A 24033-nucleotide genomic window follows, 5' to 3' on the forward strand; every position below is an offset into this window, starting at 1 on the left:
AGAAAAAAGCCAGCGATTCGCTGGCTTTTTAATTGCACTAACTGATGAAACTACATATCAGAATGCGTGCAAGATACCAAATGCTGCACGAGTCGCTTTATTTTGAACGCCATCAGTACCGATGATACCCAGTGCCAATGTCGTGTCTTTCAAAGCTGAAGAGCCCGCTTTAGCATATGTCAGCGATGCGTAAGCAGTAGTGCGTTTGCTGAATGCATACTTAGCCAGACCGATGTACTGATCAGCCTTACCATCGAAATCGCCCGAACGTTTTGTATTGTAGTAAGCGCCAGTCAGAGTCAACTGATCAGAAACCGCATAGTCAGCACCCAGACCAATAACGGTAATCTTGCGATTATTGTTTGGCGATGTCACTGCAACCGGAGCACCCAGATTGCCTTCAATTGTGTTGTGACCGTAGGTAAAGCGCAACATAGTCGATGGTACAACTTTGTATTTAATGCCACCAGCCCAACCACTCAGAGAAACATTTCCTGTAGGATCTTTCAATTTCGCGAAAGACAATGCGGCGCCATTCGTGCCATCTGTGAAGATACCTGCCAGACCAGCATAAGAACTGGAAGAAATTTCGCCTGCTTTTTCACCAAAGCCGTACATCGCTGCGCCAGCGAAGCCAGAAATGAAAGGGGAAACATACTTAACCGAGTTATTTTGACGCAGAGCTGTACCGCCCTGATTTGTACCGAAACCGCCGAAGAATGCACCAGAGTTCAAGCCCACCAACGCTACGTTAGGATTTGTACCTGCATGTGCCAGACTCATAGGATCAGCCAGACCAACGGAATCCACACCCAGAATATTGTTACGACCCATCGTGACAGCACCAAACGCACCTGATAAACCAACCCAGGAAAGGCGGTCAAACAGGGAAGTATTGTTACCGGCCTGGCTGAAATTTTGCGTCAGGTTGCTGCCGCCAAAACCGGCACCTGCTGCGCCTGTATCATTCGCCAGGGTGCCTTCCAGATTAAAGTTAGCTTTCAGACCGCCGCCCAGATCTTCGCTGCCTTTAATACCCCAGCGAGATGTCAACAGCTGACCAGCTTCCATAACGGCTTTATTGGTGCCGCCCGCTTGATTATTGGTGTACATAACAGCGGCATCGACGATACCGTAGACGGTCACATTAGATTGTGCGGATGCCGCAGATGCGAACGCGCCCAGTACAGCAAAAGCGATGAGTGATTTTTTCATTGAAATTGTCTCCAGATTTTATAGTGTGATTTGACTTGATGTCTGCGGCTCTTAGTTAGGCCGCTTTTTTTGATTGTGTTGCAAGTTCTTCCAAACTGATTGATAAACAATCTAGGAACGATTGAACCAAACTACGTGGATTTGGGCAAAGAGAATTTGCGAACGACCGTGTTTAAGCAAATTAAATGTGGCGCGGCGACAACAGTCGCATTCAGCACACCGGTAGTCACTTTTAGGTACCCGTGAGGCACCTGTAAATCTGCGCATGCCTTGCGCCAGCTTAAAGCCAGCCCCCGGGGCTGTTGTTTTACAATAGCGCCTTAACTTTTACCGCATCGAAACCATGTCTCTGCCAAATATAGATCGTATCGTCCTCAGCTTTGATCGCGCGCTGCGCACCGTTTCGGCTCAGGCGAAAAGCTCGCGCCCTTACCCCGCCGCGACCGTCACTACTGAAGACGCGCTGTGTGAGCAGGAAAAAAAACACAGCGCCGGTCTGATGCGGGTCAATCATGTCGGGGAAATCTGTGCGCAGGCGCTGTATGATGCCCAAAGTGCGTTTTCGCATACAGAAGAAGTGACCCGCCAGTTGCAACATTCCTGCATCGAAGAAGAAGATCATCTGGCGTGGACGGCAAGCCGCCTGAAAGAACTGAACTCCCATACCAGTTTCATGAATCCGCTTTGGTATGCAGGCGCCTACACTTGCGGCGTCATCGCGGCAAAATGTGGCGATGCAGCAAGCCTGGGATTTGTCGTTGAAACCGAGCGGCAGGTTGAAGCCCATCTGGCCGGACACCTGAAGTCGCTGCCTGCACATGACGAAAGGTCGCGTGCGATTGTCGAACAGATGCGCGTTGACGAAGTTGCACATGGTGCCGCAGCACAAGCGTTGGGGGCAAGTGAAACGCCGCAGCCAATCAAAATGGTGATGAAACTGATGGCCAAAGTGATGACATCAACGGCTTACTATATCTGACAGCAGATACCACCGCCCTACCGCAACAGCACATTTTGAGGTGGGCTCAAGCGCTGTTGCCGCAGAGCATTTGCAGCTATCCAGCCAGCAGCGCCTGAGGCTTACACAAAATGTAAAAACAAAGCGGCGATACCAGTCGGTAATGCTGCAGCGGCGATCAGACCCAGCGGGCTGATCGCTTTCTCATTAAACGAGTCTTTTAAAATCGCAAATCCGGCAGGATTCGGCGCATTCGCAATCACCGTCAAACCACCACCCGTGACAGCGCCAGATACCAGCGCATATTTGGCCGCATCCGGCAAACCAACGACCAGCGACCCAAGATAAGTCAGCGCGGCATTGTCCGTCACCGCCGTTAATGCGACCGCGCCGAAAAACAAGACAGCGTTATCCATGCCTGCCAGCAACGGTTGCAGCCACCACGCCTGTTTGCCGCCAAGAACCACCAGGCCAGCCAGAAAAAATGCGACCAGCAAACCTTCTCTCAACATCAGCCTGTCCTGATACTGTTTGTACGCTTCGGTGAACCCGAGGAAAAATAAAAACAGTCCCAGAAATACAACCGGATAATGTGCAAACCAGACCGTGGCCGCGAGAAAAATAAAATGAATTGCCACGACAGAAAAAGGCACAGGCGCATCCGCTGTTGTCGGTTCCGGCGCTTTCAGTGCCGTCAGTTCTTTACGGAAGAACAGGCTCAACAACAAGGCATTTAATACGACGGCACCAGCGGCCTTCCAGCCGAACATCTGCAGCATGAACGCACTGTTCCAACCCCATTTCTCTGCAACCATCAACACCGGCGGTGCCGCAAACGAAGTGAGTACGCCACCGATAGAAATGTTGACGAATAAAACGCCCAGCGTCATGTACTTCATCCGCTCGGAAATCGCTTGCGAATAAAAGCGCTCGCGTAACATCAGCGCTGCCAATGTCATCGCTGCCGGTTCAGTAATAAATGAACCAAGCAAGGGCACCAAAGACAGACACAGAAAATACGAAGCGAGCTGAGTATTTAACGGCAGCGCGCGCGCGATACGAGAAACAAAAGCCTGCACTGCCCACAACACTGGCCGGGTACCGGCCACCACCAGAATCACAAATACGAATAAAGGCTCAGTAAAATTCTGCGCTTCAAGATAATGAATCGCGTCTTTCTGATTCATCAGTAAAGCCATCACGGCGACCAGCACAAAAGCCCAGAAGCCGAAGACGACTTCGACTTCTCCCAGCAAATGCCAGAGACCGGCATGATGCCGACTTTTGTGTGCCAGCGAAATAAAAAATTTGGTGGAAAAAGTATGCAGCACAGCGATGCCGAAGATCGCCGCCGCCACATACTGAATCAACATATCAGTCGTCATTCTGCGTCCTTTTCCATTAATTTAAGCAGATCAACACACCACAGCCGCGCACACAATCAACGCAGGCACCAGCACGTTGCAGAATAAACTGCGCTGACCGGTTAAACCCATCCAGCGAGCTTGATTCGATCACAAAATCAAATTTTTTCCAGTTTGGCGATACTCAGATCCAGCAGTTTCATTCCGAACTTACCGAAATTGATATGCGCACGCGCATTCGTGCCGCTGCCTTCGATATTCACGATCACCCCTTCACCAAACTTAGGATGCGCGACGCCCTGACCGATACGCCATGCATTCGCATCCGCGACCTGATTGAAATTCTGTGCAATCCGATTCGCGCCTGCGGAAGGTGCATCATCCCATGCCGATTTTATATTGCCAAACCATTGCGGCTGAATTTTTGGCGACAGCCATTTCAAGGATTCTTCGGGCAACTCTTCCAGAAAGCGCGAGCGCATGTTGTAGCGTGTCTGCCCATGCAGCATGCGGGTTTGCGAGAAACTCAGATACAAGCGTTGCCGCGCACGGGTAATCGCCACATACATCAGACGCCGCTCTTCTTCCACGCCGCTTTCTTCCTGCGCGCTGTTCTCGTGCGGGAACAAGCCTTCTTCCAGACCGGTGATAAATACCGCATCAAATTCCAAGCCTTTGGCAGAATGCACCGTCATCAACTGCATCGCATCCTGCCCGGCCTGTGCCTGATTGTCACCCGCTTCCAGCGAGGCATGTGACAGAAAAGCTGATAACGGCGACATGACCGTAGGTAAGGCCGCATCCGCATCGATGATGACATTGCCGTCGCCGTTCTCCAGCAAAACAGTGTTGGCAGATGCCGGGCCGGTCAGCGCCGGGGCATCTTTGCCAAAGCCTTCTTCCGACACAAACAGACTCGCGGCATTCACCAGCTGATCCAAGTTTTCTATGCGGTCTGCGCCTTCTTTTTCTGTCTGGTAATGCGTCTTCAGCGTGCTGAGTTCGATCACGATCTGCACCATCTCTGGCAAAGGCAGATACTGGGTTTCAAAGCGCGCACCTTCGATCAGCTTAATGAAAGCCGCCAGCGATGAGCCCGCTTTGCCACCGACATACGGTACCGCCGCATACAGTGAACAGGCATGCTGTTTAGCGGCATCCTGCAACTGCTCCAGAGAGCGCGCACCAATGCCACGGGTTGGGAAATTCACCACCCGCAAAAAGGCGGAATCATTGTGCAGGTTATCCATCAACTGCAGATACGCAATCGCATGTTTGATTTCAGCGCGTTCAAAAAAGCGCTGGCCGCCATACACACGATACGGAATATTCGCGCTGAACAAGGCATGTTCGATCACGCGCGACTGCGCATTCGAGCGATACAGAATAGCGATTTCGCTGCGCGGCAAACCTTCGCGGATCAGATTTTTTGCTTCTTCTATGATCCAGTTCGCCTCCTGTATATCGCTGCTGGCTTCCATCACGCGCACAGGTTCGCCATGCCCGGCATCGGTGCGCAGATTTTTCCCGAGGCGTTTGCTGTTATTCGCAATCAGGATATTTGCGCTATCCAGAATATGGCCATGCGAGCGGTAATTCTGTTCCAGCTTGATCAGATTCTGCACTTCAAACTCGCGTTCAAATGCCGACATATTGCCGACATTCGCACCACGGAAAGCATAAATACTCTGGTCATCATCGCCGACCGCAAAGACGGCCGCGCCACGGTTGCTACCGGCACCCGCCATGAGTTTCAGCCATTTGTATTGCAGATCATTGGTATCCTGAAACTCATCGACCAGTATATGTTTGAAGCGAGCCTGATAGTGTTCGCGCAAAGGCTGATTGCGACTGAGTAATTCATACGTGCGCAATAACAACTCGGCAAAATCGACCACGCCTTCACGCTGACACTGGGCGTCATACAGATCGTACAGTCCCACCAGCTTGCGATTGAAATCATCGTAGGCATCCACCTGCGCCGCGCGCAAACCCTGATCTTTGGCGCTGTTGATGAAATACATCAGAGTCTTAGGTGGGAATTTTTCGTCGTCGATATTATTCGCTTTCAGCAAGCGCTTGATGAACGACAACTGATCGCCGGAATCGAGAATCTGAAACGTCTGTGGCAAGCCGGCATCACGGTGATGCGCGCGCAACAGGCGATTGCACAGACCATGAAAAGTACCTATCCACATGCCGCGGGTATTGATCGGCAACATCGCCGACAGCCGCGTCAGCAATTCCTTGGCTGCCTTATTGGTAAATGTCACCGCCAGCACACCCTGCGGGGAAACCTGGCCGGTTTGTATCAGCCACGCAATGCGAGTCGTCAGCACGCGGGTTTTACCGGAACCGGCACCCGCTAAAATCAGCGCCGACTGCGCCGGCAAGGTCACAGCGGCAAGCTGTTCTGGATTGAGATTGTGAAGTAAATTTTGCATACCCCGATTATACGGGACAGACCCTGTGCTGCTGTGCCGATCTGCAGAATATCCGGCAAACCGGCGTGTAATAGCATGCCCGGAAAACGCATAAGATTGCGTGTTACCAGCGCCCCGCACTACAGCAAAAAATCTGCAGAAAATACCTTAACAATATCGGGAATTCTGCATACTCCCCCTCAAAAATAAGAAAACCTGCTTCATCTCCTTATAAACAAAGGGCTTTAAAATATACTCCCGGGGAGTATATTTATACCCAAAATGTGCTCAAAACAAGCCACAAAAACCGGCAGCGGCCTGACGCGGATTTTCTGCCATATACACGCTGCTGATGGCCGCCACCATTTCCGCGCCATTCGCAATCAGCGGCTGGCAGTTTTGCAGCGTCATGCCGCCAATCACGACCCGCGGCAGATCGAATTCTTTACCCGCTGTGGTCACGATATCGGCTGACGTAGTGACCGCATATTGTTTGATCCGTGACGGATAAAATCCACCGAACGCAACGTAGCTAGCGCCACTCTCAACTGCGCTACGGGCCAGCTGCATATCGCCATAGCACGAGGCACCAAGGATTTTATCGGCACCGATCTGCGCCCGCGCTTCAGCCACAGAGATATCGGTGCCGCCGACATGCAAACCATCGGCATTAATTTCCATGCACAAATCCAGATGGTCGTTGATGATCAGCGGCTTGTGATGGCGTCGGCACAACGCCAGCAAAGCCGTCGCCTGTTGCCGCCGCAATTCCATGTCTGCCGTTTTGTGTCGATACTGAACAAGCGCCGCGCCGCCCAGCAAAGCCTGTTCGGTGACGGCGAGTAACTGCGCTGTATCGTCCCAGTCCGGGGTCACGATATATAAACCACGCAATGTATATGTCTTTGTCATTTGAATTTATCTGCCCGGAATAAATTGCCCGTCTGCGATTGCGTAAGCACGCTGCAGACTTTGTTGTGTGTAGATTTGCGCCTGATGCAAAGCGTGTTGCATGGAATGCCCCAGCGCCAGCTGAGCGACAATCGCAGACGCCAGCGTGCAACCGCTGCCGTGAAATTCTCCCGTTAAGCGTGGCCATTGCCAGCGCTGTTCGCCGCCCGCACGTGAATACCAAAAATTATCGACCAGCGCCGCCGCTGCATGCCCGCCTTTCAGCAGGACATCGGCTACCGTCATTTGCATCAATATTGTTACCTGCGATGAAGGTTGGGCAGCGTGCGGCACCAGCCTTTGCAACTCCGGCAGATTCGGCGTCAGCAACGTCGCGACTTTCAGCAAAGGCTGTATCGCAGCGACCGCATCATCCGCCGATAAACGATCACCGTGACCGCTGCCCAGCACGGTATCGACCACCACCGGCAGGCGCGGATTTTTTATCCGCAACTGCTGTATCAGCGCCGCGATGGCACGCGCATTTTCTGCATTGCCAGCGATACCGACTTTAATCGCAGCCACCGGTATTTTGTCGAGTAAGCACTGTGCTTGCCGGAGTATCAGACTGTGCGGCACCACCTCCAGTGCATAGACATGATCATTGTCTTGCACAGTTAATGCAGTAATGACCGGCAAGGCATGCGCGCCCTGCGCGGCGATCGCTTCGATATCCGCCTGTATGCCAGCGCCACCGCTGGGGTCGTGTCCGGCAAACACCAGCACACATGGGCGCTGCGGGATAGGCGTTACCATCAGACGATGCGCCCGGCCATCGGCGAAGATGGCGACGCAGCAAACTTGCGCGGCATACGTCCTGCTAAAAATGCTTCGCGCCCCGCCTCGACTGCCAGCCCCATTGCCCGCGCCATCCGAACAGGGTCTTTAGCACCGGCAATCGCGGTATTCATCAACACGCCATCGCAACCCAGCTCCATCGCAATCGCTGCATCCGACGCGGTACCAACACCCGCATCAACCAGCACTGGCACTTTGGCCTGTTCGATAATCAGCGACAGATTCCACGGATTCAGTATGCCCATGCCGGAACCAATGAGTGACGCCAGCGGCATCACCGCGACACAGCCTATGTCTTCCAGCATACGCGCCTGTATCGGATCATCGCTGCAATACACCATCACATCAAAGCCATCCTGCACCAGCGTTTTCGCGGCTTTCAGGGTTTCCGGCATATTCGGAAACAAGGTCTTTTCATCGCCCAGCACTTCGAGTTTGCACAGCTTGTGACCACCCAATAATTCGCGCCCAAGCTGCAAGGTGTAGACCGCATCTGCTGCGTTATAGCATCCGGCTGAATTCGGCAAGATTGTGTATTTGGATGGCGGCACCGCATCCAGCAAGCTAGGCGCATTCGGGTCCTGGCCGATGTTCACGCGACGAATTGCAACCGTAATAATTTCCGCGCCTGCGGCTTCGGTTGCCAGCCTGGTCTGTTCCAGATCTTTGTATTTACCGCTGCCAACCAGTAAGCGTGAACGGTAAGTTTTACCGGCTATCGTCAGGTCGCTGTCTGCATCGATTTCTTTATTTATTTCTGTTTGCATGTTCAAATCCTTTTCTGTTTTTCCGTCAGACAGTAACCACTGTCTGAGTTATTTTTCAGCCGTCAGCCGCCACCAATGGCGCGCACCACATCCACTTTGTCATTCGCCTGCAATGCATGATCTGCCCAGCATGAACGCGGAATAATCTGGCGGTTCACCGCCACCGCAATCGCTTTGTCCATCAGGCTCAGCTCGGCAATTAAATCAGCCAGCAATTGTGCTGACCTGAGCTGATGCGGCGCGCCATTTAACTGAATTTCCATCATCGTCACCGCTTACTGTTTTTTATAAATTTCAGCGCCGGATTGGATGAATTCCACTGCCTTCACTTCCATGCCTTTTTTCAGCGCATCGATTTCGCTGATACCCTGATTCGCGGCGTAATCACGCACTTCCTGCGTGATTTTCATCGAACAGAAATGCGGCCCGCACATCGAGCAGAAATGCGCGACTTTGGCAGAATCTTTAGGCAAGGTTTCATCGTGGAATTCACGCGCCTTATCAGGGTCAAGACCGATGTTGAACTGATCTTCCCAGCGGAATTCAAAACGAGCTTTCGACAAGGCGTTATCGCGGATTTGCGCACCCGGATGGCCTTTCGCGAGATCAGCGGCATGCGCGGCAATTTTGTAAGTGATGATGCCGTCTTTGACGTCGACTTTATTCGGCAAACCCAGATGCTCTTTCGGTGTCACGTAGCACAGCATGGCCGTGCCATACCAACCGATTTGCGCCGCACCGATGCCGGAAGTGATGTGGTCGTAACCCGGTGCAATATCGGTCGTCAATGGTCCCAGTGTGTAGAACGGCGCTTCGTGGCACTGCTCTAGTTGCAGGTCCATGTTTTCTTTAATCAGGTGCATGGGCACATGACCAGGCCCTTCTATCATCACCTGTACATCATGTTTCCACGCTATCTGCGTCAATTCGCCCAGCGTTTTCAATTCACCGAGTTGCGCTTCATCGTTGGCATCGTAAATCGACCCCGGACGCAAACCATCACCTAAAGAGAAGGAAACGTCGTAGGCTTTCATGATCTCGCAGATGTCTTCGAAATGCTCGTACAGGAAGCTTTCTTTATGATGCGCCAGGCACCATTTCGCCATGATGGAACCGCCACGCGAAACGATGCCGGTCATCCGCTTCGCCGTCAGCGGCACATATTGCAAACGCACACCGGCGTGGATCGTGAAGTAATCGACGCCCTGCTCTGCTTGCTCAATCAGCGTGTCGCGAAAAATTTCCCAGGTCAGGTCTTCGGCCTTGCCATTCACTTTTTCTAAAGCCTGATAAATCGGCACGGTACCGATAGGAACGGGTGAATTGCGGATGATCCATTCGCGGGTTTCATGGATGTGTTTTCCAGTCGACAGATCCATCACGTTGTCGCCGCCCCAGCGTATCGCCCAGGTCATTTTTTCGACTTCTTCACCAATCGATGAAGTCACTGCGGAGTTGCCGATATTCGCGTTAATTTTCACCAGAAAATTACGACCGATGATCATCGGTTCGACTTCAGGATGATTGATGTTCGCCGGAATAATCGCGCGGCCGCGTGCAACTTCTGAGCGCACGAATTCCGGCGTGATCTCATTCGAAGGATTGGAAAATGCGGCTGCACCAAAAGACTGCCCCGGATGCTGGCGTCCCATCAGATCTGCCAGCTTGTTACCCATAGGGCCGGACGCTTTTAATTGTTCCAGATATTCTTTGCGTTGCAGATTTTCGCGGATGGCGATGTATTCCATTTCCGGCGTGATGATGCCTTGCCGCGCATAGTGCATCTGCGTCACATTTTTTCCTGCCAGCGCGCGACGTGGTTTGCGTTTCAGGTTGAAGCGCAGTTCAGCCAGTTTGGTATCATTCAGCCGCGCTATGCCATATTCGGAAGTCGGGCCAGCCAGCTCTTCGGTATCGTTTCTTTCTGCAATCCAATTGCCACGTACAGAAACTAAGCCTGAGCGGATATCGATTTTGACGTCCGGATCGGTGTACGGACCCGATGTATCGTAGACATAAATCGGCGGATTTTTTTCCGAACCGAACATGGCGGGCGTATCCGACTGGCTGATTTCGCGCATGGGCACGCGGATATCGGGGCGACTGCCCTGTACATAGATTTTGCGGGAATTCGGCAGCGGCTGTATCGCGGCTTCATCAACTGTCGCGGTGGCGGACAGAAATTGTGGGTTGGCATTCATTTTGGCTCCTTTGCGCTTTGCATATAGGCATGGAGCCAGCAAAGGAGTTTGTAAAGAGGTGCGCAGTTGTCGCGGTAACGACGTTGGCAGTCTTTAGCAGCTTCCCTTCGCTGGCATTATCCAGATCAGGTTCGAGGGTATTTCTCACCCGTCGTCGCACAAGTGCGGACAGGACCCCTAGCATTTTTTATCCGGGCAAAAACAGTGCTTCTGTCTTTGCCCGGAAGACCGCCATTATAGCGGGTTTATAGCGGATTTAATCAGAGTGTCAATTTTACGATTGCATGATGAAAATCAGAAAAACCAATGTCAGTATCAATGCGGCTCTGACGTTTTAGCGAATGATAAATCCAGCCTGGGTGGCCCCGACACTTCGATCAACTCTACCATGCCATTCGCAATCGCCGTGGAGATATCCGTTTCCAGCACCGGCAACGCGATCTCAGGCGGGACCAACAAACGCGAAATACCGTAAGCACGGTTACGACCATGCGCCTTCCCCAGGTACAACGCCATATCGGCAATCTGCAATACTTTTTCCCAGCCAAATGCCGACTCTGGTACGTCAGAAAATGGCAAGGCAATGAAGCCCGCAGTTACCGTCACTTGTATTTCCTTGTCACCGACGGCGATAGGCTCAGCCCCAACCGCTTGCAGCAGACGTTCAACCAAACCGGCGCTCTGGGATGGCGACGATTTCGGTGAAAACACCAGAAATTCTTCGCCGCCCCAACGCAGCACCATATCGGTGTCCCGTACCACTTTCCGCAACCGGTGCGCTACTTCCATCAACACCGCGTCCCCAACGGCGTGCCCCAATCCATCATTAATCTGTTTGAAATAATCGATATCCAGCAAGATCAGACAATCCGGATTATGTTCCTGCACATCACGCCGCTCCGCCTCGGCCTGCGCCATTCTTGCCTTCATCATGTCGAGGAAAGAACGGCGGTTGTAAAGCCCGGTGAGTGGATCGCGTATGGCATGAAATTCCAGCTGTGAATTAGCTTCACGCAATTGCAGATTAATCCGCTTTACCCGGCGATATAACAGGAACAAAAATGCCACCACCAGTACAGTCACAATTGCCCCCAGCAGCGTAACGATTTGCTGCAAGCGATGATTGCGGATGTCCGCGTCCTTCAGGTCATTTTCTTTCGCCAGTAATTCAATCTGCTTCTGCTTTTGCTCGGAATGAAACTGTTCCTGTAATGCGGCAACGGCCTTGGCCCGGTCTGAGCGAAATAGTTCGTTGCTGAGTTCTTGCTGCTGACGCACGGTTTGTAAAGCCTCTTTGTACATAGCGGCGCGCTCATACATCGCGGCCTGCTCGGCTAGTACAGCCTCGGCATCCGGCTTCTGATCCGAGTCGAGAAAGTACTTCACTACGTCATTAATCAACTCAACGCCTTGGGAAATCTTTCCCTGACCTGCCAGCGCAAACCCCAGATTCACACGGGCGATGGTGATCGATTGCTTGTCCTTCAGGGTCTCAGCTTCTTTGAGTGCCTGCCTTGCATAATTTTCCGCCTGACGGTACTGATTCATGATCAGGTAATAATCGCTGATATTAATCAGGCTAGTCACCGCCATGGCGACTAATCCCGCCTCGTTGGCCAGTTTCAGGGCGCGCTTATACGCTTCGGCCGCCTCCTTATTTCTGTGCAGCGCCGATAAGGCAATTCCCTGGCTGATGTTCAGCGATGCCGCCGTTTTGGGTGAGCGCGACAAAGGCGACAAAGAAAAAGCTTCATCTATCGTCACCAGCGCTTTTTCAGGGTCTTTCATGACGGAGTACAACTTGGCAATGGCGTCCAGTTTGTACATGCGGTTTTCGATTTTGCGTGTGGTCAGCTCATCGGTGAGCCGTAATGCTTCGAGAAAATGCTGCAATGACGCCGCAAAATTACCGGTAATGTAATACGCCGAGCCAAACGCACTGTGCAAACGCATACGAACCTCCGCGCTGGCGGATGCATGCAAAGAAGATCGGATCTGTAATAAGTTCTTTATCGCATCATCGGGTTTGCCGTCATCAATCAGTGCGTAACTTTCCATGATGCGGGCGATTGCCACACCATCCTGATCATGTTCAGATCCTGCCAGTGTTTTTAATTCAGCAACGCTGTCAAGCGCGGACTGTATCCGTCCCGCATCGTAATACAGGCTGACGATGACCTTGAGCGCCTCCAGACGCACCTTGGGTGTCGATTTGGCGAACTGTTTTTGTTTCAGGAACTCAAGTTGTTTTAAGGCTTCGGTATTATCGGTATCAGATAATTTCCGGATATTGTTGATATGTTCAAGATCGGCCTTTTCGTCTGCTTTTGCAGGAGACGCCGATAGCGAAAGGGTCAACGCACCACAGACACACAGAGATATAAAAGTCCACGTTCTGAGGTTCGCCATCGGTATTTATAAGCAACGAAAAGTAAAAGGCAGGAAAATCTATCCTAACACTTTATCGCCAAAAAATAACATTTTTGGAACAAATGCGGGAGCGATTAAAAAACAGGTAGCAAAACTTCTACGACAATTGACAGGACTAAGCAGCAAAAAGCCGGGCAGAATTATGTAATAGCGCGATATCAGACAGCACTGTCATTTATAATCAAAGGTTTAGCACACTCAACTTTCAGACAATCATGGAATTAGCGAAGTCTTTCGAACCCGCAGAAATCGAACAACAATGGCGCTCCGAGTGGGAGAAACGCGGTTATTTCGCGGCCAGCATGGACGATGGCAAACCCTCATTTTCTATCCAGTTGCCGCCGCCGAACGTGACCGGCACGCTGCATATGGGGCACGCATTTAACCAGACCATCATGGATGGTCTGACGCGTTACTATCGTATGCGCGGTTACAACACGGCATGGATACCCGGCACCGATCACGCCGGTATCGCGACACAAATCGTCGTGGAGCGTCAGCTCGATGCGCAAAAAATTTCACGCCATGATCTTGGCCGTGAAAAATTCCTCGAAAAAGTCTGGGAATGGAAAGAAAAATCCGGCTCCACGATCACCGGCCAGATGCGTCGCATGGGCGCGTCCGCCGATTGGGATCGTGAATATTTCACGATGGATGCCGAGCGCTCGAAATCGGTCACCGAAGTATTCGTGCGTCTGGTCGAGCAAGGTCTGATCTATCGCGGCAAACGCCTGGTGAACTGGGACCCGGTGCTGGGCACAGCAGTCTCGGATCTGGAAGTCGTATCGGAAGAAGAAGACGGCTCGATGTGGCATATCCGCTATCCGTTTGCGGATGGTTCCGGTCATCTGACGGTGGCGACGACACGCCCTGAAACCTTGTTAGGTGACGTAGCCGTGGCGGTTGATCCTACCGACGAACGCTATCTCCATCTGGTCGGCAAGATGTTGAAACTGCCGCTGACCGACCGTGAAATTCCGGTAATTGCCGACAGCTATGTCGATAAAGAATTCGGTACCGGTTGTGTGAAGATCACACCAGCGCATGACTTCAACGATTACGCCGTTGGTCAACGTCACAATCTCGACAAAATCAGCATCCTGACACTGGATGCAAAGATCAATGAAAACGCGCCGACGGTGTATCAGGGCATGGATAGATTTGTGGCACGCAAACAAATCGTGGCCGATCTGGATGCACAAGGCTTACTCGAATCCGTTAAACCACACAAACTGATGGTGCCACGTGGTGACCGTACGAATGTGGTGATTGAACCGATGCTGACCGATCAGTGGTTCATGGCGATGAGCAAACCTGCACCGGAAGGCACGCATTTCCCGGGCAAATCGATCGCTGAAGTCGCGCTCGAAAAAGTCGCTTCCGGCGAAATCAAATTCGTGCCCGAAAACTGGACCAATACCTACAACCAATGGCTCAATAACATTCAGGACTGGTGTATCTCGCGTCAATTGTGGTGGGGTCATCAGATTCCGGCATGGTATGGCGACAATGGTGAAATTTTCGTCGCCCGCAATGAAGCAGAGGCAACAGCAAAAGCCGCGGCAGCTGGCTATACCGGTGCACTGAAGCGCGATGACGACGTGCTCGATACCTGGTTCTCTTCTGCGCTGGTACCGTTCTCAACCATGGGCTGGCCGGAAGAAACTCCGGACATCAAACACTTCCTTCCTTCGTCGGTGTTAGTGACTGGCTTCGATATTATTTTCTTCTGGGTGGCACGCATGGTCATGATGACCACCCACTTCACTGGCAAGGTACCGTTCAACACCGTGTATGTGCATGGTCTGGTGCGCGATTCCAGCGGTCAGAAAATGTCCAAATCGAAAGGCAACACACTCGATCCGATTGATCTGATCGATGGCATCAAAGTCGATGATCTGGTCGCCAAACGCACGGTTGGCCTGATGAATCCTAAACAGGCAACGGCAATTGAAAAAGCGACCCGCAAAGAATTTGCCGATGGCATTCCGGCGTACGGCACAGATGCATTGCGCTTCACGATGGCGAGCTATGCTTCACTCGGTCGCAATATCAACTTCGATCTGGGGCGCTGCGAAGGTTATCGCAATTTCTGCAACAAGCTGTGGAATGCAACCCGCTTCGTACTGATGAATACCGAAGGTAAAGATTGCGGTTTCGGTGCAGATGTGACCGATGCCGATCTCGATTATTCGCAAGCCGACAAATGGATCATCTCGACACTGCAACGCGCAGAAGCAGAAATCGAAAAAGGTTTTGCCGACTATCGTTTCGACAATATCGCTTCCGCTATTTATAAATTCGTCTGGGATGAATACTGTGACTGGTATCTGGAAGTTTCTAAAGTACAGGTACAGCAAGGCACGGAAGCGCAACAACGCGCCACCCGCCGCACGTTGCTGCGCGTACTCGAAGTCACGCTGCGTCTGGCACACCCTGTGATTCCTTTCGTCACCGAAGCGCTGTGGCAAACCGTTGCACCGCTGGCTGGTAAGACTTTAAATCCAGCAGGCGACTCCATCATGGTGCAGCCATATCCGCTTGCCGTGGCAGCGAATATCGACGAGACAGCCGAAGCCTGGATGCATGCGCTGAAAGCCATGACCGACGCTTGCCGCAATCTGCGCGGTGAAATGCAATTGTCGCCAGCACTGCGCGTGCCTCTGTTGTTGCAGGCAGCAAATGCAGAAGACAAGGCGCGTCTGCAATCATTTGCACCGTATCTGCAGGCGTTAGCCAAGCTGTCTGAAGTGCAGGTGCTGGACGCCTTGCCTGAATCACCGGCGCCAGTCTCTATCGTTGGCGAATCAAAACTGATGCTGAAAGTCGAGATCGACGTTGCTGCCGAACGCGAGCGTCTGAGTAAAGAAATCACGCGTCTGGAAACAGAAATCGGCAAAGCAGAAGCCAAGCTCGGCAATGAAAGTTTTGTCGCGCGCGCACCAGCTGCGGTGGTCGCCCAAGAGAAAGAAAGAATGGCGAATTTCTCTGCGACACTGGTCAAACTGCGCGAGCAATTCGGTAAATTGCCAGTAGCTTGAAACAGCGTGTTTAGTCAGTAAGGCAGTGAGGTAAATTAAAGTAGTTGCTCTAAAAATATTGTGCGTGGCGCAAGTTTCGCCACGTACAATCAGCGCTCAGGAAAGCGGTTTTCATGTACGTAACTACAGATGAAAACCGCAAAAAAAAATAAACTTATTTGGTGAGACTATGAAAAAAACTGCACTTCTGGCTACATTTCTTTCCCTCTTGTTTTCCTCTTTCGCGCATGCAGAAGAAGCCGCTGTCGGTCTCTGGAAAAATATCGACGATAAAACCGGAAAACCAAAAGCGCTGATCCGCATCACTGAAACCGGTGGTGAACTGCAAGGAAAAATCGAAAAATTGTTTCTCGAAGCCGATGCAGATAAAAATCCTAAATGCGACAAATGCGAAGGCACAAATAAAGATCAGCCGATTATCGGCATGACTATTTTGTTTGGTCTGAAAAAAGACGGTGACGAATACAATGGCGGAAAAATTCTTGATCCGGGCAATGGTAAGTTATACAGCAGCAAACTGACGCTCGCTGATAACAATAAAAAACTCAATGTCCGCGGTTACATCGGTACGCCATTTCTTGGCCGCACACAGGTCTGGCTGCGGGAACAATAAGCCTGCCGGTCACATATTTTGATATTAAAAAAGGAAGCCAAGCGCTTCCTTTTTTTATTTTGCAAAAAAATAAATGCTCAGATGTGTACGATTTCAAGCATGCGACATACAGCATTGCAGATTAAACATTTACATACACATCACGAAAAAAATCCAACTTTACTTACACAGAATTGTGTACGCACGTTGTTGCAAAAAATCACGACGATCAACAGTGGTTTTTTTGAGAAAATAATTCCACAGGTAAATTTTTGCACTAAGATGAAGCACCATCGCGCGGTGCGGTCTTCAGAATCCGTAGCCGCTATTCTGGCAGATACTATTTTAAAGAAAAGAAACTGACCATGAGCTACCTGACCGAACTCAAGATTCGCACCCGCCTGATGCTGGGCTTTGGTATCGTGCTACTGTTTGCAACGGTCTTGCTGATTCTCGGTCTGTATAAACTGAGCCAGTTACAAGGTTCAACCGACTACATCTTTCAGACCAAAGTCGCGAGTCTGAATGCCGCCACCGAAATGCGCGAACAAGGCCGCGCCTTAGCGCTGGTACTCAGAAAAATGAGTTCTCCGCGTGACCTTGCCGAAGCAGCGCAGGAATCAAAGCGACTGGCCAGCACACTGGAAATATACGACACATCTGAAACGCTGGCGAAAAAGCTGATTGACGATGCGGCTGGTCAGAAAACGCTGAAACAGGCTCTGGATCAGAAAACAGCGATCTTATCGATCTCAAAAAAAATCCGTGATTTTGTTGCAGAAGGAAATTACTTCGATGCCTCTGCTTTGCTACAAACGGAATTCGTCGTGCCGCATGAAAAATGGATGAACGAATTATCTGAACTGGCAAAGCAACAGCATGAAGCCATGCAAGTCGCCTACGATGGCTCCAACAGTAATTACAGAAAATCGCTGGCCAGCATGCTGATCATCGGCTTGCTAACCCTGGCACTGGGTGGCGTTGCGGCATGGATGATTGCGCGCAGCATTATCGGACCGATCACGAATGCTGCCGCATTTGCCGACCGTATTGCCAACAGTGATCTCAGCACCAGCATAAAAGCTGAAGGGCACGATGAACTGAGTGATTTGCTGCGTTCGCTGCTGCAAATGCAAAACAACCTGCTGGCAACAGTGAGCCAGATCAAGCAGGGAACCGAAACGATTACCGTCGCCTCGCAGGAAATTGCTCATGGCAATGCGGATCTGTCTAGCCGCACAGAATCGCAGGCCGGGTCACTGGAAGAAACCGCCAGTTCCATGGAAGAACTGACCAGCACCGTCAGGCAAAATGCGGATAATGCGCGCCAGGCGAATCAGTTGGTAGTATCGGCCACGCAAGTCGCGGTAAAAGGCGGCACCGTGGTGCAGGAAGTCGTGGCAACGATGGGATCGATTAAAGACAGTTCCAAAAAGATTGTCGACATCATCAGCGTGATTGACGGCATCGCCTTCCAGACCAACATTCTGGCGCTGAACGCCGCAGTAGAAGCGGCACGCGCTGGCGAACAGGGACGCGGCTTTGCCGTCGTCGCCTCCGAAGTCCGTAACCTGGCACAGCGCAGTGCTACGGCAGCCAAAGAAATCAAGCTGCTGATCGACGATTCAGTCAGCAAGGTGGATCAGGGCGGTGCACTGGTCGATAACGCAGGCAAAACCATGGATGAAATTGTCAAAAGCGTGCAGCATGTGGCGGACATCATGAGCGAGATCACGGCGGCCAGTATGGAACAAAGTTCCGGTATCGAGCAGGTGAACCTGGCGATTACCCAGATGGATGAAATGACGCAGCAAAATGCGGCACTGGTGGAACAAGCTGCCGCCGCTGCGGAAAGCATGGAGGAACAGGCAATGGCGCTGACGCAGGCAGTCAGTATTTTCAAGCTGCCAGGCACACACCGAGCCGGAACAATGCTCGCTGCCGGCCAGCCTGCATTGCATCTGAACTGAGTAACGCCTGAGCGCATTTGCACGCCCCGCATACTGTGAGAGAATTGATCTATATCACGATGTAAAAAGAGGAACCGGATACCATAAAGCTTGTCTGGCATTTTATTATTTTAACTGGAGCACTTATGCAAGTAGAACATCATCCTTTAGCAATGGAATTTCCTGAATTTAAAGACAAAATTCACAGCTTGAAATTGCAGAACGCGCACTTTGCAAAATTATTCGGTGAATATGATGAAACAGACAAAGCGATCAATCGTGCCGAAAATGACGTTGATCACGTGACAGATGAAGCTCTAGAAAATCTGAAAAAAATCCGTATCAGCCTGAAAGATCAGTTATTCCATTTGCTGCAGACAGCGTCCTGATCAGGATGCCTGTGCCTCCGGATAGTTGCTACTAGCCGGAGCTGGCATTCAACAGTACGTGGGATAAGACTACTTATCCGTCATAAGCGGTCCTTACACACGTTACCTGTTGAATGCTGTTCATATCTGCGACGGCCGGATATGACAATTCACGTTACACAAGTACAAACAGTATTGTTTAACGTTACCCGTTGCCGTAGCTTTTTGCGGGATATTTTTTCTTCGCCCGGACAACACTCTGATTTTTAATTCTCTCCATTTGTTTTCACAATGGCTGTATCTGCACGTCTATTACTATGAATCTCAATCACTTAAAAATCAGCACACGGCTTGGTCTTTGCTTTTTCATGATTCTGTTGCTCGCATTTATTGCGACCGGGTTTGCGCAATGGCGACTGGCACTGACCGCCTCAGAAACTAAGCTAATGATGGAACAGCCCCTGGCAAAAGAACGCATGATTTCAGACTGGTATCGCTATATTCAGGTTGGCGTCCGCCGTACTGCGGCGATCGCAAAAAGCAGTGACCCCTCGCTTGCCGGTTTCTTCTCTGAAGATGCGTCTGTCACAATGAAGGGCGCGACTGAAATGCGGGACAAAATCGAGCCCCTTTTGGTCACAGATGAAGAGAAGCGTTTGTTCACCGGAATTACAGAACAAAGGAAAATTTATACCGCTGCACGGGAAGATATTTTGCGTGCAAAAAATAGCGGTCAGGCAGATGAGGCAAACCGGATTATCGAACAGGTGTTTATGCCAGCAGCCAAGAAATATCAGGAGCTGGTGCAGCAATTGCTGGAAGCACAACGCGGACATCTGAATCAACTTGCCAACGCGGTTCAGAATAATTATCAGAGCGCAAAAAACGCGATTCTGGCGCTGTCGCTGGCAGCATTGATCTGCGGTGTGATCTGCGCCTGGCTACTGTCCCGCAGTATCACGCGTGAGCTGGGCGGTGAGCCTTCTTATGCGGCAGATATCGCACGCCACATCGCTGCCGGTAATCTGGCCACCGATATCAAGATTGAATCCAGCGATCACAGCAGCTTGCTGTATGCGATGAAAAATATGCGCGACAGTCTGGCGGAGATTGTCAGTCAGGTCAGAGCCGGTACCGAAACCATCGCCTCGGCATCAAACCAGATCGCCGCCGGTAACATGGATTTATCTGCACGCACCGAAGCAGAAGCCAGCGCACTGGAAGAGACTGCCGCCTCTATGGAAGAATTAAACGCCACGGTACGTCAGAATGCAGACAATGCGCGGCAGGCAAATCAGTTCGCAGCTTCCGCATCAGAAGTCGCGGCAAAAGGTGGCGCTGTCGTCAGCGAAGTGGTCAGCACTATGCATGGTATTAACAGTTCAGCGTCAAAGATTACCGAAATTATCGGCGTGATTGATGGTATCGCATTTCAGACCAATATCCTTGCATTGAATGCGGCAGTCGAGGCCGCACGCGCCGGTGAACAGGGGCGTGGCTTTGCCGTGGTGGCGACCGAAGTGCGCAATCTGGCGCAGCGCAGCGCGGCAGCCGCAAAGGAAATCAAAGTTCTGATCGGTGACTCGCTGGATCAGGTGCAGACGGGCAGCAAGCTGGTCGAACAGGCCGGTGCAACCATGCGCGATATTGTCAACAGCGTCGGGCAAGTGGCCGCGATTATGCAAGACATCACTAATGCCAGCCAGGAACAAAGCCTCGGTATCGCGCAGGTGAATCAGGCGATCTCGCAAATGGACGATACGACGCAGCAGAATTCTGCACTGGTGGAAGAAGCTGCCACCGCCTCAGTATCGTTGCAGGATCAGGCACAGAATCTGGCGCAAATGGTCAGTGTGTTTAAGCTCGCTGATCAGAGAACTCAGACGCACGTACGGCCTGTGTCGGTGAGATCGCAGAAAATCGCAGTATCTGGCGAGATGAGCACAGTGCTGCAAAAACAGAAGCAACAGCGCATCAGTGCAGCCTACTGAAACGGTGATGTCATCTCCGGCCTTTAACGCTCTGTCGCGTTGAACGTGCCGGGCAAAACAATGCGGCTTATGTGCTTATGTGGCTGATGTAGCTGATACAGCGGACACAACTTATGCAGCCTGTTCCGCTTTGTTTTGCCGCGCCGGGCGAAATACCTGAGTGTCCTGATAAAACGCCAGATCCTGTGCATGCCACCATCCGGGAATACCCAGCACCGGCAACGGTGTATAACCCGTTGTCGTTAGGGGCTGCGCTTGCAATTGTGCCGTGACCAACTGATCTATCACGGCATAACGCTCCGGCGTACTCAGAGAAAAATAATCCGCATCCACGCGCACCAGCCAGCTGTGCGCCGTAATCGCCTTATACGGTTGCACCAGCTTTTCCATCAGGGCGTGACCAAAACTCAGCACTTCGGCTTGCACACCAAACTGTGCCCGGCAGTCGATAAATGCCGTGCTCCATTGATGCTGACGCAAGGCCGCCACCAGCGCATCGCCATCAGCGGAATTTTCCACCACCAGCAAGGCGGCATTTTCATCAAAAATCGTTGCAGCATCACGCGCAGGGCCACGTGATTTTCCTATCCCTAGTTCAGCAATCTGTGCCGCCTGTAAGGCATTGAGCTGACGTTTAATCCGGGGAAACGTCAGCCAGACCAGCGCATTAAAAAAATCATGCAGGTTTTCGCGGGTCGGCACATTTCCTGTCGCGCTGATATGCGCTTCGTACGCCACGCCTTCCGGTAAATCTTCCTGCGGAATGAATTGCGTCGGCAGCGAACGGTGATTCTGCAGGTGCATTTCCTGCGCCATGCGGTTCAGTGCAGGACGCCACTCCGGCGCGGCAACTAACTGCATTGCCGCCGGACGTACCGTTGCAAACCAGGCTTGCGACCAGTCGATCTGATCAAAAAAACGCGATGGCATGCGACTTAATCCGCCTGCATTTTCCAATGGATGGTTTCACCGCTGTTCAGGGGCACGATGGTGGTGCCGGCAAATGGTAATTCTGCGGGTAAAGTCCAGTCTTCGCGCTGGAGTGTGATCGTGCCGCTGTTACGTGGCAGACGATAAAAATCCGGACCATTGAAACTCGCAAAAGCTTCCAGCTTATCTAAAGCGCCAGCCTGATCAAACGCCTCAGTGTACAACTCCATCGCATGCAGCGCGGTGTAGCAACCGGCGCAGCCACACGCGTGTTCTTTCAGCCCTTTAGGATGCGGCGCCGAATCGGTACCGAGGAAGAAACGGGGGCTGCCGGATGTCGCCGCTTTCAGCAGCGCCTGGCGATGCGTTTCACGTTTCAATACAGGCAGACAATAGTAATGCGGACGAATACCGCCTTTGAAAATCTCATTCCGGTTATACAGCAGATGATGCGCGGTAATCGTCGCGGCAACCGGGCCGGCAGCCTCGGCCACATACGCTGCGGCTTCGCTGGTGGTGATATGTTCAAACACTACGCGCAGTTCCGGCATGTCTTTGCGCAGCGGCTGCATGACGCGCTCGATAAAGACGGCTTCGCGGTCAAACAGATCAATCGCGGCATCCGTCACTTCACCATGCACCAGAAACGGCAGCCCGACTTCCTGCATGACTTCCAGCGTCTTGTAGCATTTTTTCAGGTCAGTCACGCCGGCATCAGAATTCGTGGTGGCACCGGCAGGATACAGTTTCACCGCATGTACAAAGCCGCTGTCTTTGGCGCGGCGGATTTCGTCCGGCGGCGTATTGTCCGTCAGGTACAAAGTCATCAGCGGCTCAAACTGCATTCCGGCTGGTAACGCGGCGAGGATGCGCTGACGATAGGCGGCGGCCTGCTCCGTCGTTGTCACCGGTGGTTTCAGATTCGGCATCACAATTGCGCGCGCAAATTGTGCTGCCGTGTGCGGCAAGACACTGGCTAAGGCATCGCCATCGCGCAGATGCAAGTGCCAGTCATCGGGGCGGGTGATCGTCAGCGTCTGGGTCGGCGTTTGAAGAGGAGAAGTGGTCATGGTGGCTTTCAGTAGCAAATTCTGTCTAGCCGCCATTCTACCTTTCCGCGCGTTGCGCAGAAAGCACAAAAATATACTCCCCCCAGTATCTTTAGACGCCCATTGTTTATGCCGACATCAGGGCAATTTCTATAAAAATGAGGGGGAGTATATGAAAAACGCACTCCTTTGAGGGAATGCGTTTTTTGTTCAGACCGCGATCAATACACGACAGCGCAGCGCTGCGCCGACGATGTGATCAGTGCGTGATGATCTTCGCAAGGAAATCGCGGGCACGGTCAGAGCGCGCATTAGTGAAGAATTCGTCTTTCACGCAATCTTCCACAATCACGCCTTTATCCATGAACACGATACGGTTCGCGACTTTTTTTGCAAAACCCATTTCATGTGTCACGACCATCATCGTCATGCCGTCTTGCGCCAGACCGACCATGACGTCGAGCACTTCATTAATCATTTCAGGATCAAGCGCCGATGTCGGTTCATCGAATAACATCGCAATCGGATCCATCGACAAGGCGCGCGCAATCGCCACACGTTGCTGCTGACCACCGGAAAGCTGGCCGGGGAATTTATCTTTCTGCGCAATCAGGCCGACGCGATCCAGATATTTCAAACCGCGTTCAGTGGCTTCGTCTTCTGTGCGTCCCAGTACTTTCATCTGGCCAAGCGTCAGATTCTGGCGTATCGACAGATGCGGAAACAGCTCAAAATTCTGAAACACCATACCGATGCGTGCGCGCAGTTTGGACAAATCTGTTTTCGGATCGCCGACAGAAACGCCATCCACAGTAATCTCGCCTTTCTGAAACGGCTCCAGACCATTGACGGTTTTAATCAGTGTCGATTTACCTGAACCAGACGGGCCGCAAACCACCACGACCTCGCCTTTGGCGACCTGGGTTGTGCAATCGGTCAATACCTGAAACTGACCATACCATTTGCTGACGTTATTTAATTTGATCATTTTTATCTCCAATATCTC

Annotated in this window: 18 protein-coding genes and 1 riboswitch; of the genes, 6 read left to right on the forward strand and 12 right to left on the reverse strand. The window is 51.8% G+C overall.

The genetic code is table 11. The annotated features are described in order from the left end of the window. Positions 1–57: 57 nt before the first annotated feature. Positions 58–1215, reverse strand: coding sequence for a porin (locus H8K29_RS07845; RefSeq protein ID WP_186897099.1), 1158 nt, complete (start codon positions 1213–1215; stop codon positions 58–60). Positions 1216–1564: 349 nt separating this feature from the next. Between H8K29_RS07845 and coq7 the strand changes: the two genes are divergently transcribed. Beyond that, a complete protein-coding gene (gene coq7, locus H8K29_RS07850; protein ID WP_186897173.1) occupies positions 1565–2194 on the forward strand; it encodes a 2-polyprenyl-3-methyl-6-methoxy-1,4-benzoquinone monooxygenase in 630 nt (209 codons plus the stop codon). 101 nt (positions 2195–2295) lie between these two features. On the opposite strand, the gene H8K29_RS07855 is transcribed toward coq7, so the two are convergent. The 8 genes from H8K29_RS07855 to H8K29_RS07890 form a co-directional block, all read right to left on the reverse strand. Next, positions 2296–3558 carry a putative Na+/H+ antiporter gene (locus H8K29_RS07855; protein ID WP_186897100.1) on the reverse strand — a complete coding sequence of 421 codons (1263 nt, stop codon included), beginning with the start codon at positions 3556–3558 and terminating at the stop codon, positions 2296–2298. Between the two features lie 137 nt (positions 3559–3695). Next, complete coding sequence (locus tag H8K29_RS07860) at positions 3696–5981, reverse strand: UvrD-helicase domain-containing protein (RefSeq protein ID WP_186897101.1); 2286 nt, start codon at positions 5979–5981, stop codon at positions 3696–3698. 267 nt (positions 5982–6248) lie between these two features. Next, positions 6249–6872, reverse strand: a complete 624-nt coding sequence (gene thiE / locus H8K29_RS07865; RefSeq protein ID WP_186897102.1) for a thiamine phosphate synthase — start codon at positions 6870–6872, stop codon at positions 6249–6251. 6 nt (positions 6873–6878) lie between these two features. Then, entirely contained in the window at positions 6879–7667 is a 789-nt protein-coding gene (locus H8K29_RS07870; RefSeq protein WP_186897103.1) for a hydroxymethylpyrimidine/phosphomethylpyrimidine kinase, read from the reverse strand. Then, a complete protein-coding gene (locus H8K29_RS07875) occupies positions 7667–8476 on the reverse strand; it encodes a thiazole synthase (protein ID WP_186897104.1) in 810 nt (269 codons plus the stop codon). Before H8K29_RS07875 ends, H8K29_RS07870 begins: the two co-directional genes overlap by 1 nt. Positions 8477–8538: 62 nt before the next feature. Next, positions 8539–8739: a sulfur carrier protein ThiS gene (thiS, locus tag H8K29_RS07880; protein ID WP_186897105.1), complete on the reverse strand. Its 201-nt coding sequence runs from the start codon at positions 8737–8739 to the stop codon at positions 8539–8541. A 12-nt stretch (positions 8740–8751) separates the two neighbouring features. Beyond that, positions 8752–10677, reverse strand: a complete 1926-nt coding sequence (gene thiC / locus H8K29_RS07885) for a phosphomethylpyrimidine synthase ThiC (RefSeq protein WP_186897106.1) — start codon at positions 10675–10677, stop codon at positions 8752–8754. Between the two features lie 85 nt (positions 10678–10762). After that, a riboswitch (TPP riboswitch) is annotated at positions 10763–10866 on the reverse strand. Positions 10867–10992: 126 nt separating this feature from the next. Next, positions 10993–13035, reverse strand: a complete 2043-nt coding sequence (locus H8K29_RS07890) for a GGDEF domain-containing protein (RefSeq protein ID WP_186897107.1) — start codon at positions 13033–13035, stop codon at positions 10993–10995. 287 nt (positions 13036–13322) lie between these two features. Here H8K29_RS07890 and H8K29_RS07895 point away from each other — a divergent pair, with 287 nt between their 5' ends. The 5 genes from H8K29_RS07895 (at position 13323) to H8K29_RS07915 (ending at position 21048) form a co-directional block, all read left to right on the forward strand. Then, entirely contained in the window at positions 13323–16148 is a 2826-nt protein-coding gene (locus H8K29_RS07895; RefSeq protein WP_186897108.1) for a valine--tRNA ligase, read from the forward strand. Positions 16149–16317: 169 nt separating this feature from the next. Next, the gene (locus H8K29_RS07900; protein ID WP_186897109.1) at positions 16318–16761 is read left to right on the forward strand and encodes a DUF2147 domain-containing protein; all 444 of its coding nucleotides are present in this window, start codon (positions 16318–16320) and stop codon (positions 16759–16761) included. 344 nt (positions 16762–17105) lie between these two features. Next, positions 17106–18710 carry a methyl-accepting chemotaxis protein gene (locus tag H8K29_RS18125; protein WP_186897110.1) on the forward strand — a complete coding sequence of 535 codons (1605 nt, stop codon included), beginning with the start codon at positions 17106–17108 and terminating at the stop codon, positions 18708–18710. A 125-nt stretch (positions 18711–18835) separates the two neighbouring features. Beyond that, positions 18836–19078, forward strand: coding sequence for a YdcH family protein (locus tag H8K29_RS07910; RefSeq protein WP_186897111.1), 243 nt, complete (start codon positions 18836–18838; stop codon positions 19076–19078). A 296-nt stretch (positions 19079–19374) separates the two neighbouring features. After that, positions 19375–21048 carry a methyl-accepting chemotaxis protein gene (locus H8K29_RS07915; protein WP_186897112.1) on the forward strand — a complete coding sequence of 558 codons (1674 nt, stop codon included), beginning with the start codon at positions 19375–19377 and terminating at the stop codon, positions 21046–21048. A gap of 111 nt (positions 21049–21159) precedes the next feature. On the opposite strand, the gene H8K29_RS07920 is transcribed toward H8K29_RS07915, so the two are convergent. The 3 genes from H8K29_RS07920 to H8K29_RS07930 form a co-directional block, all read right to left on the reverse strand. Further along, positions 21160–21978: a DUF3025 domain-containing protein gene (locus H8K29_RS07920; RefSeq protein ID WP_186897113.1), complete on the reverse strand. Its 819-nt coding sequence runs from the start codon at positions 21976–21978 to the stop codon at positions 21160–21162. 5 nt (positions 21979–21983) lie between these two features. After that, a complete protein-coding gene (gene pyrC / locus H8K29_RS07925) occupies positions 21984–23048 on the reverse strand; it encodes a dihydroorotase (protein WP_186897114.1) in 1065 nt (354 codons plus the stop codon). Positions 23049–23286: 238 nt separating this feature from the next. Continuing rightward, on the reverse strand, positions 23287–24015 hold the full coding sequence (locus tag H8K29_RS07930) for an amino acid ABC transporter ATP-binding protein (RefSeq protein ID WP_186882758.1): 729 nt from the start codon (positions 24013–24015) through the stop codon (positions 23287–23289). Positions 24016–24033 lie beyond the last annotated feature (18 nt).

The sequence above is a fragment of the Undibacterium sp. CY21W genome (assembly GCF_014284265.1).
In the GTDB taxonomy this organism is placed as follows: domain Bacteria; phylum Pseudomonadota; class Gammaproteobacteria; order Burkholderiales; family Burkholderiaceae_D; genus Undibacterium; species Undibacterium aquatile.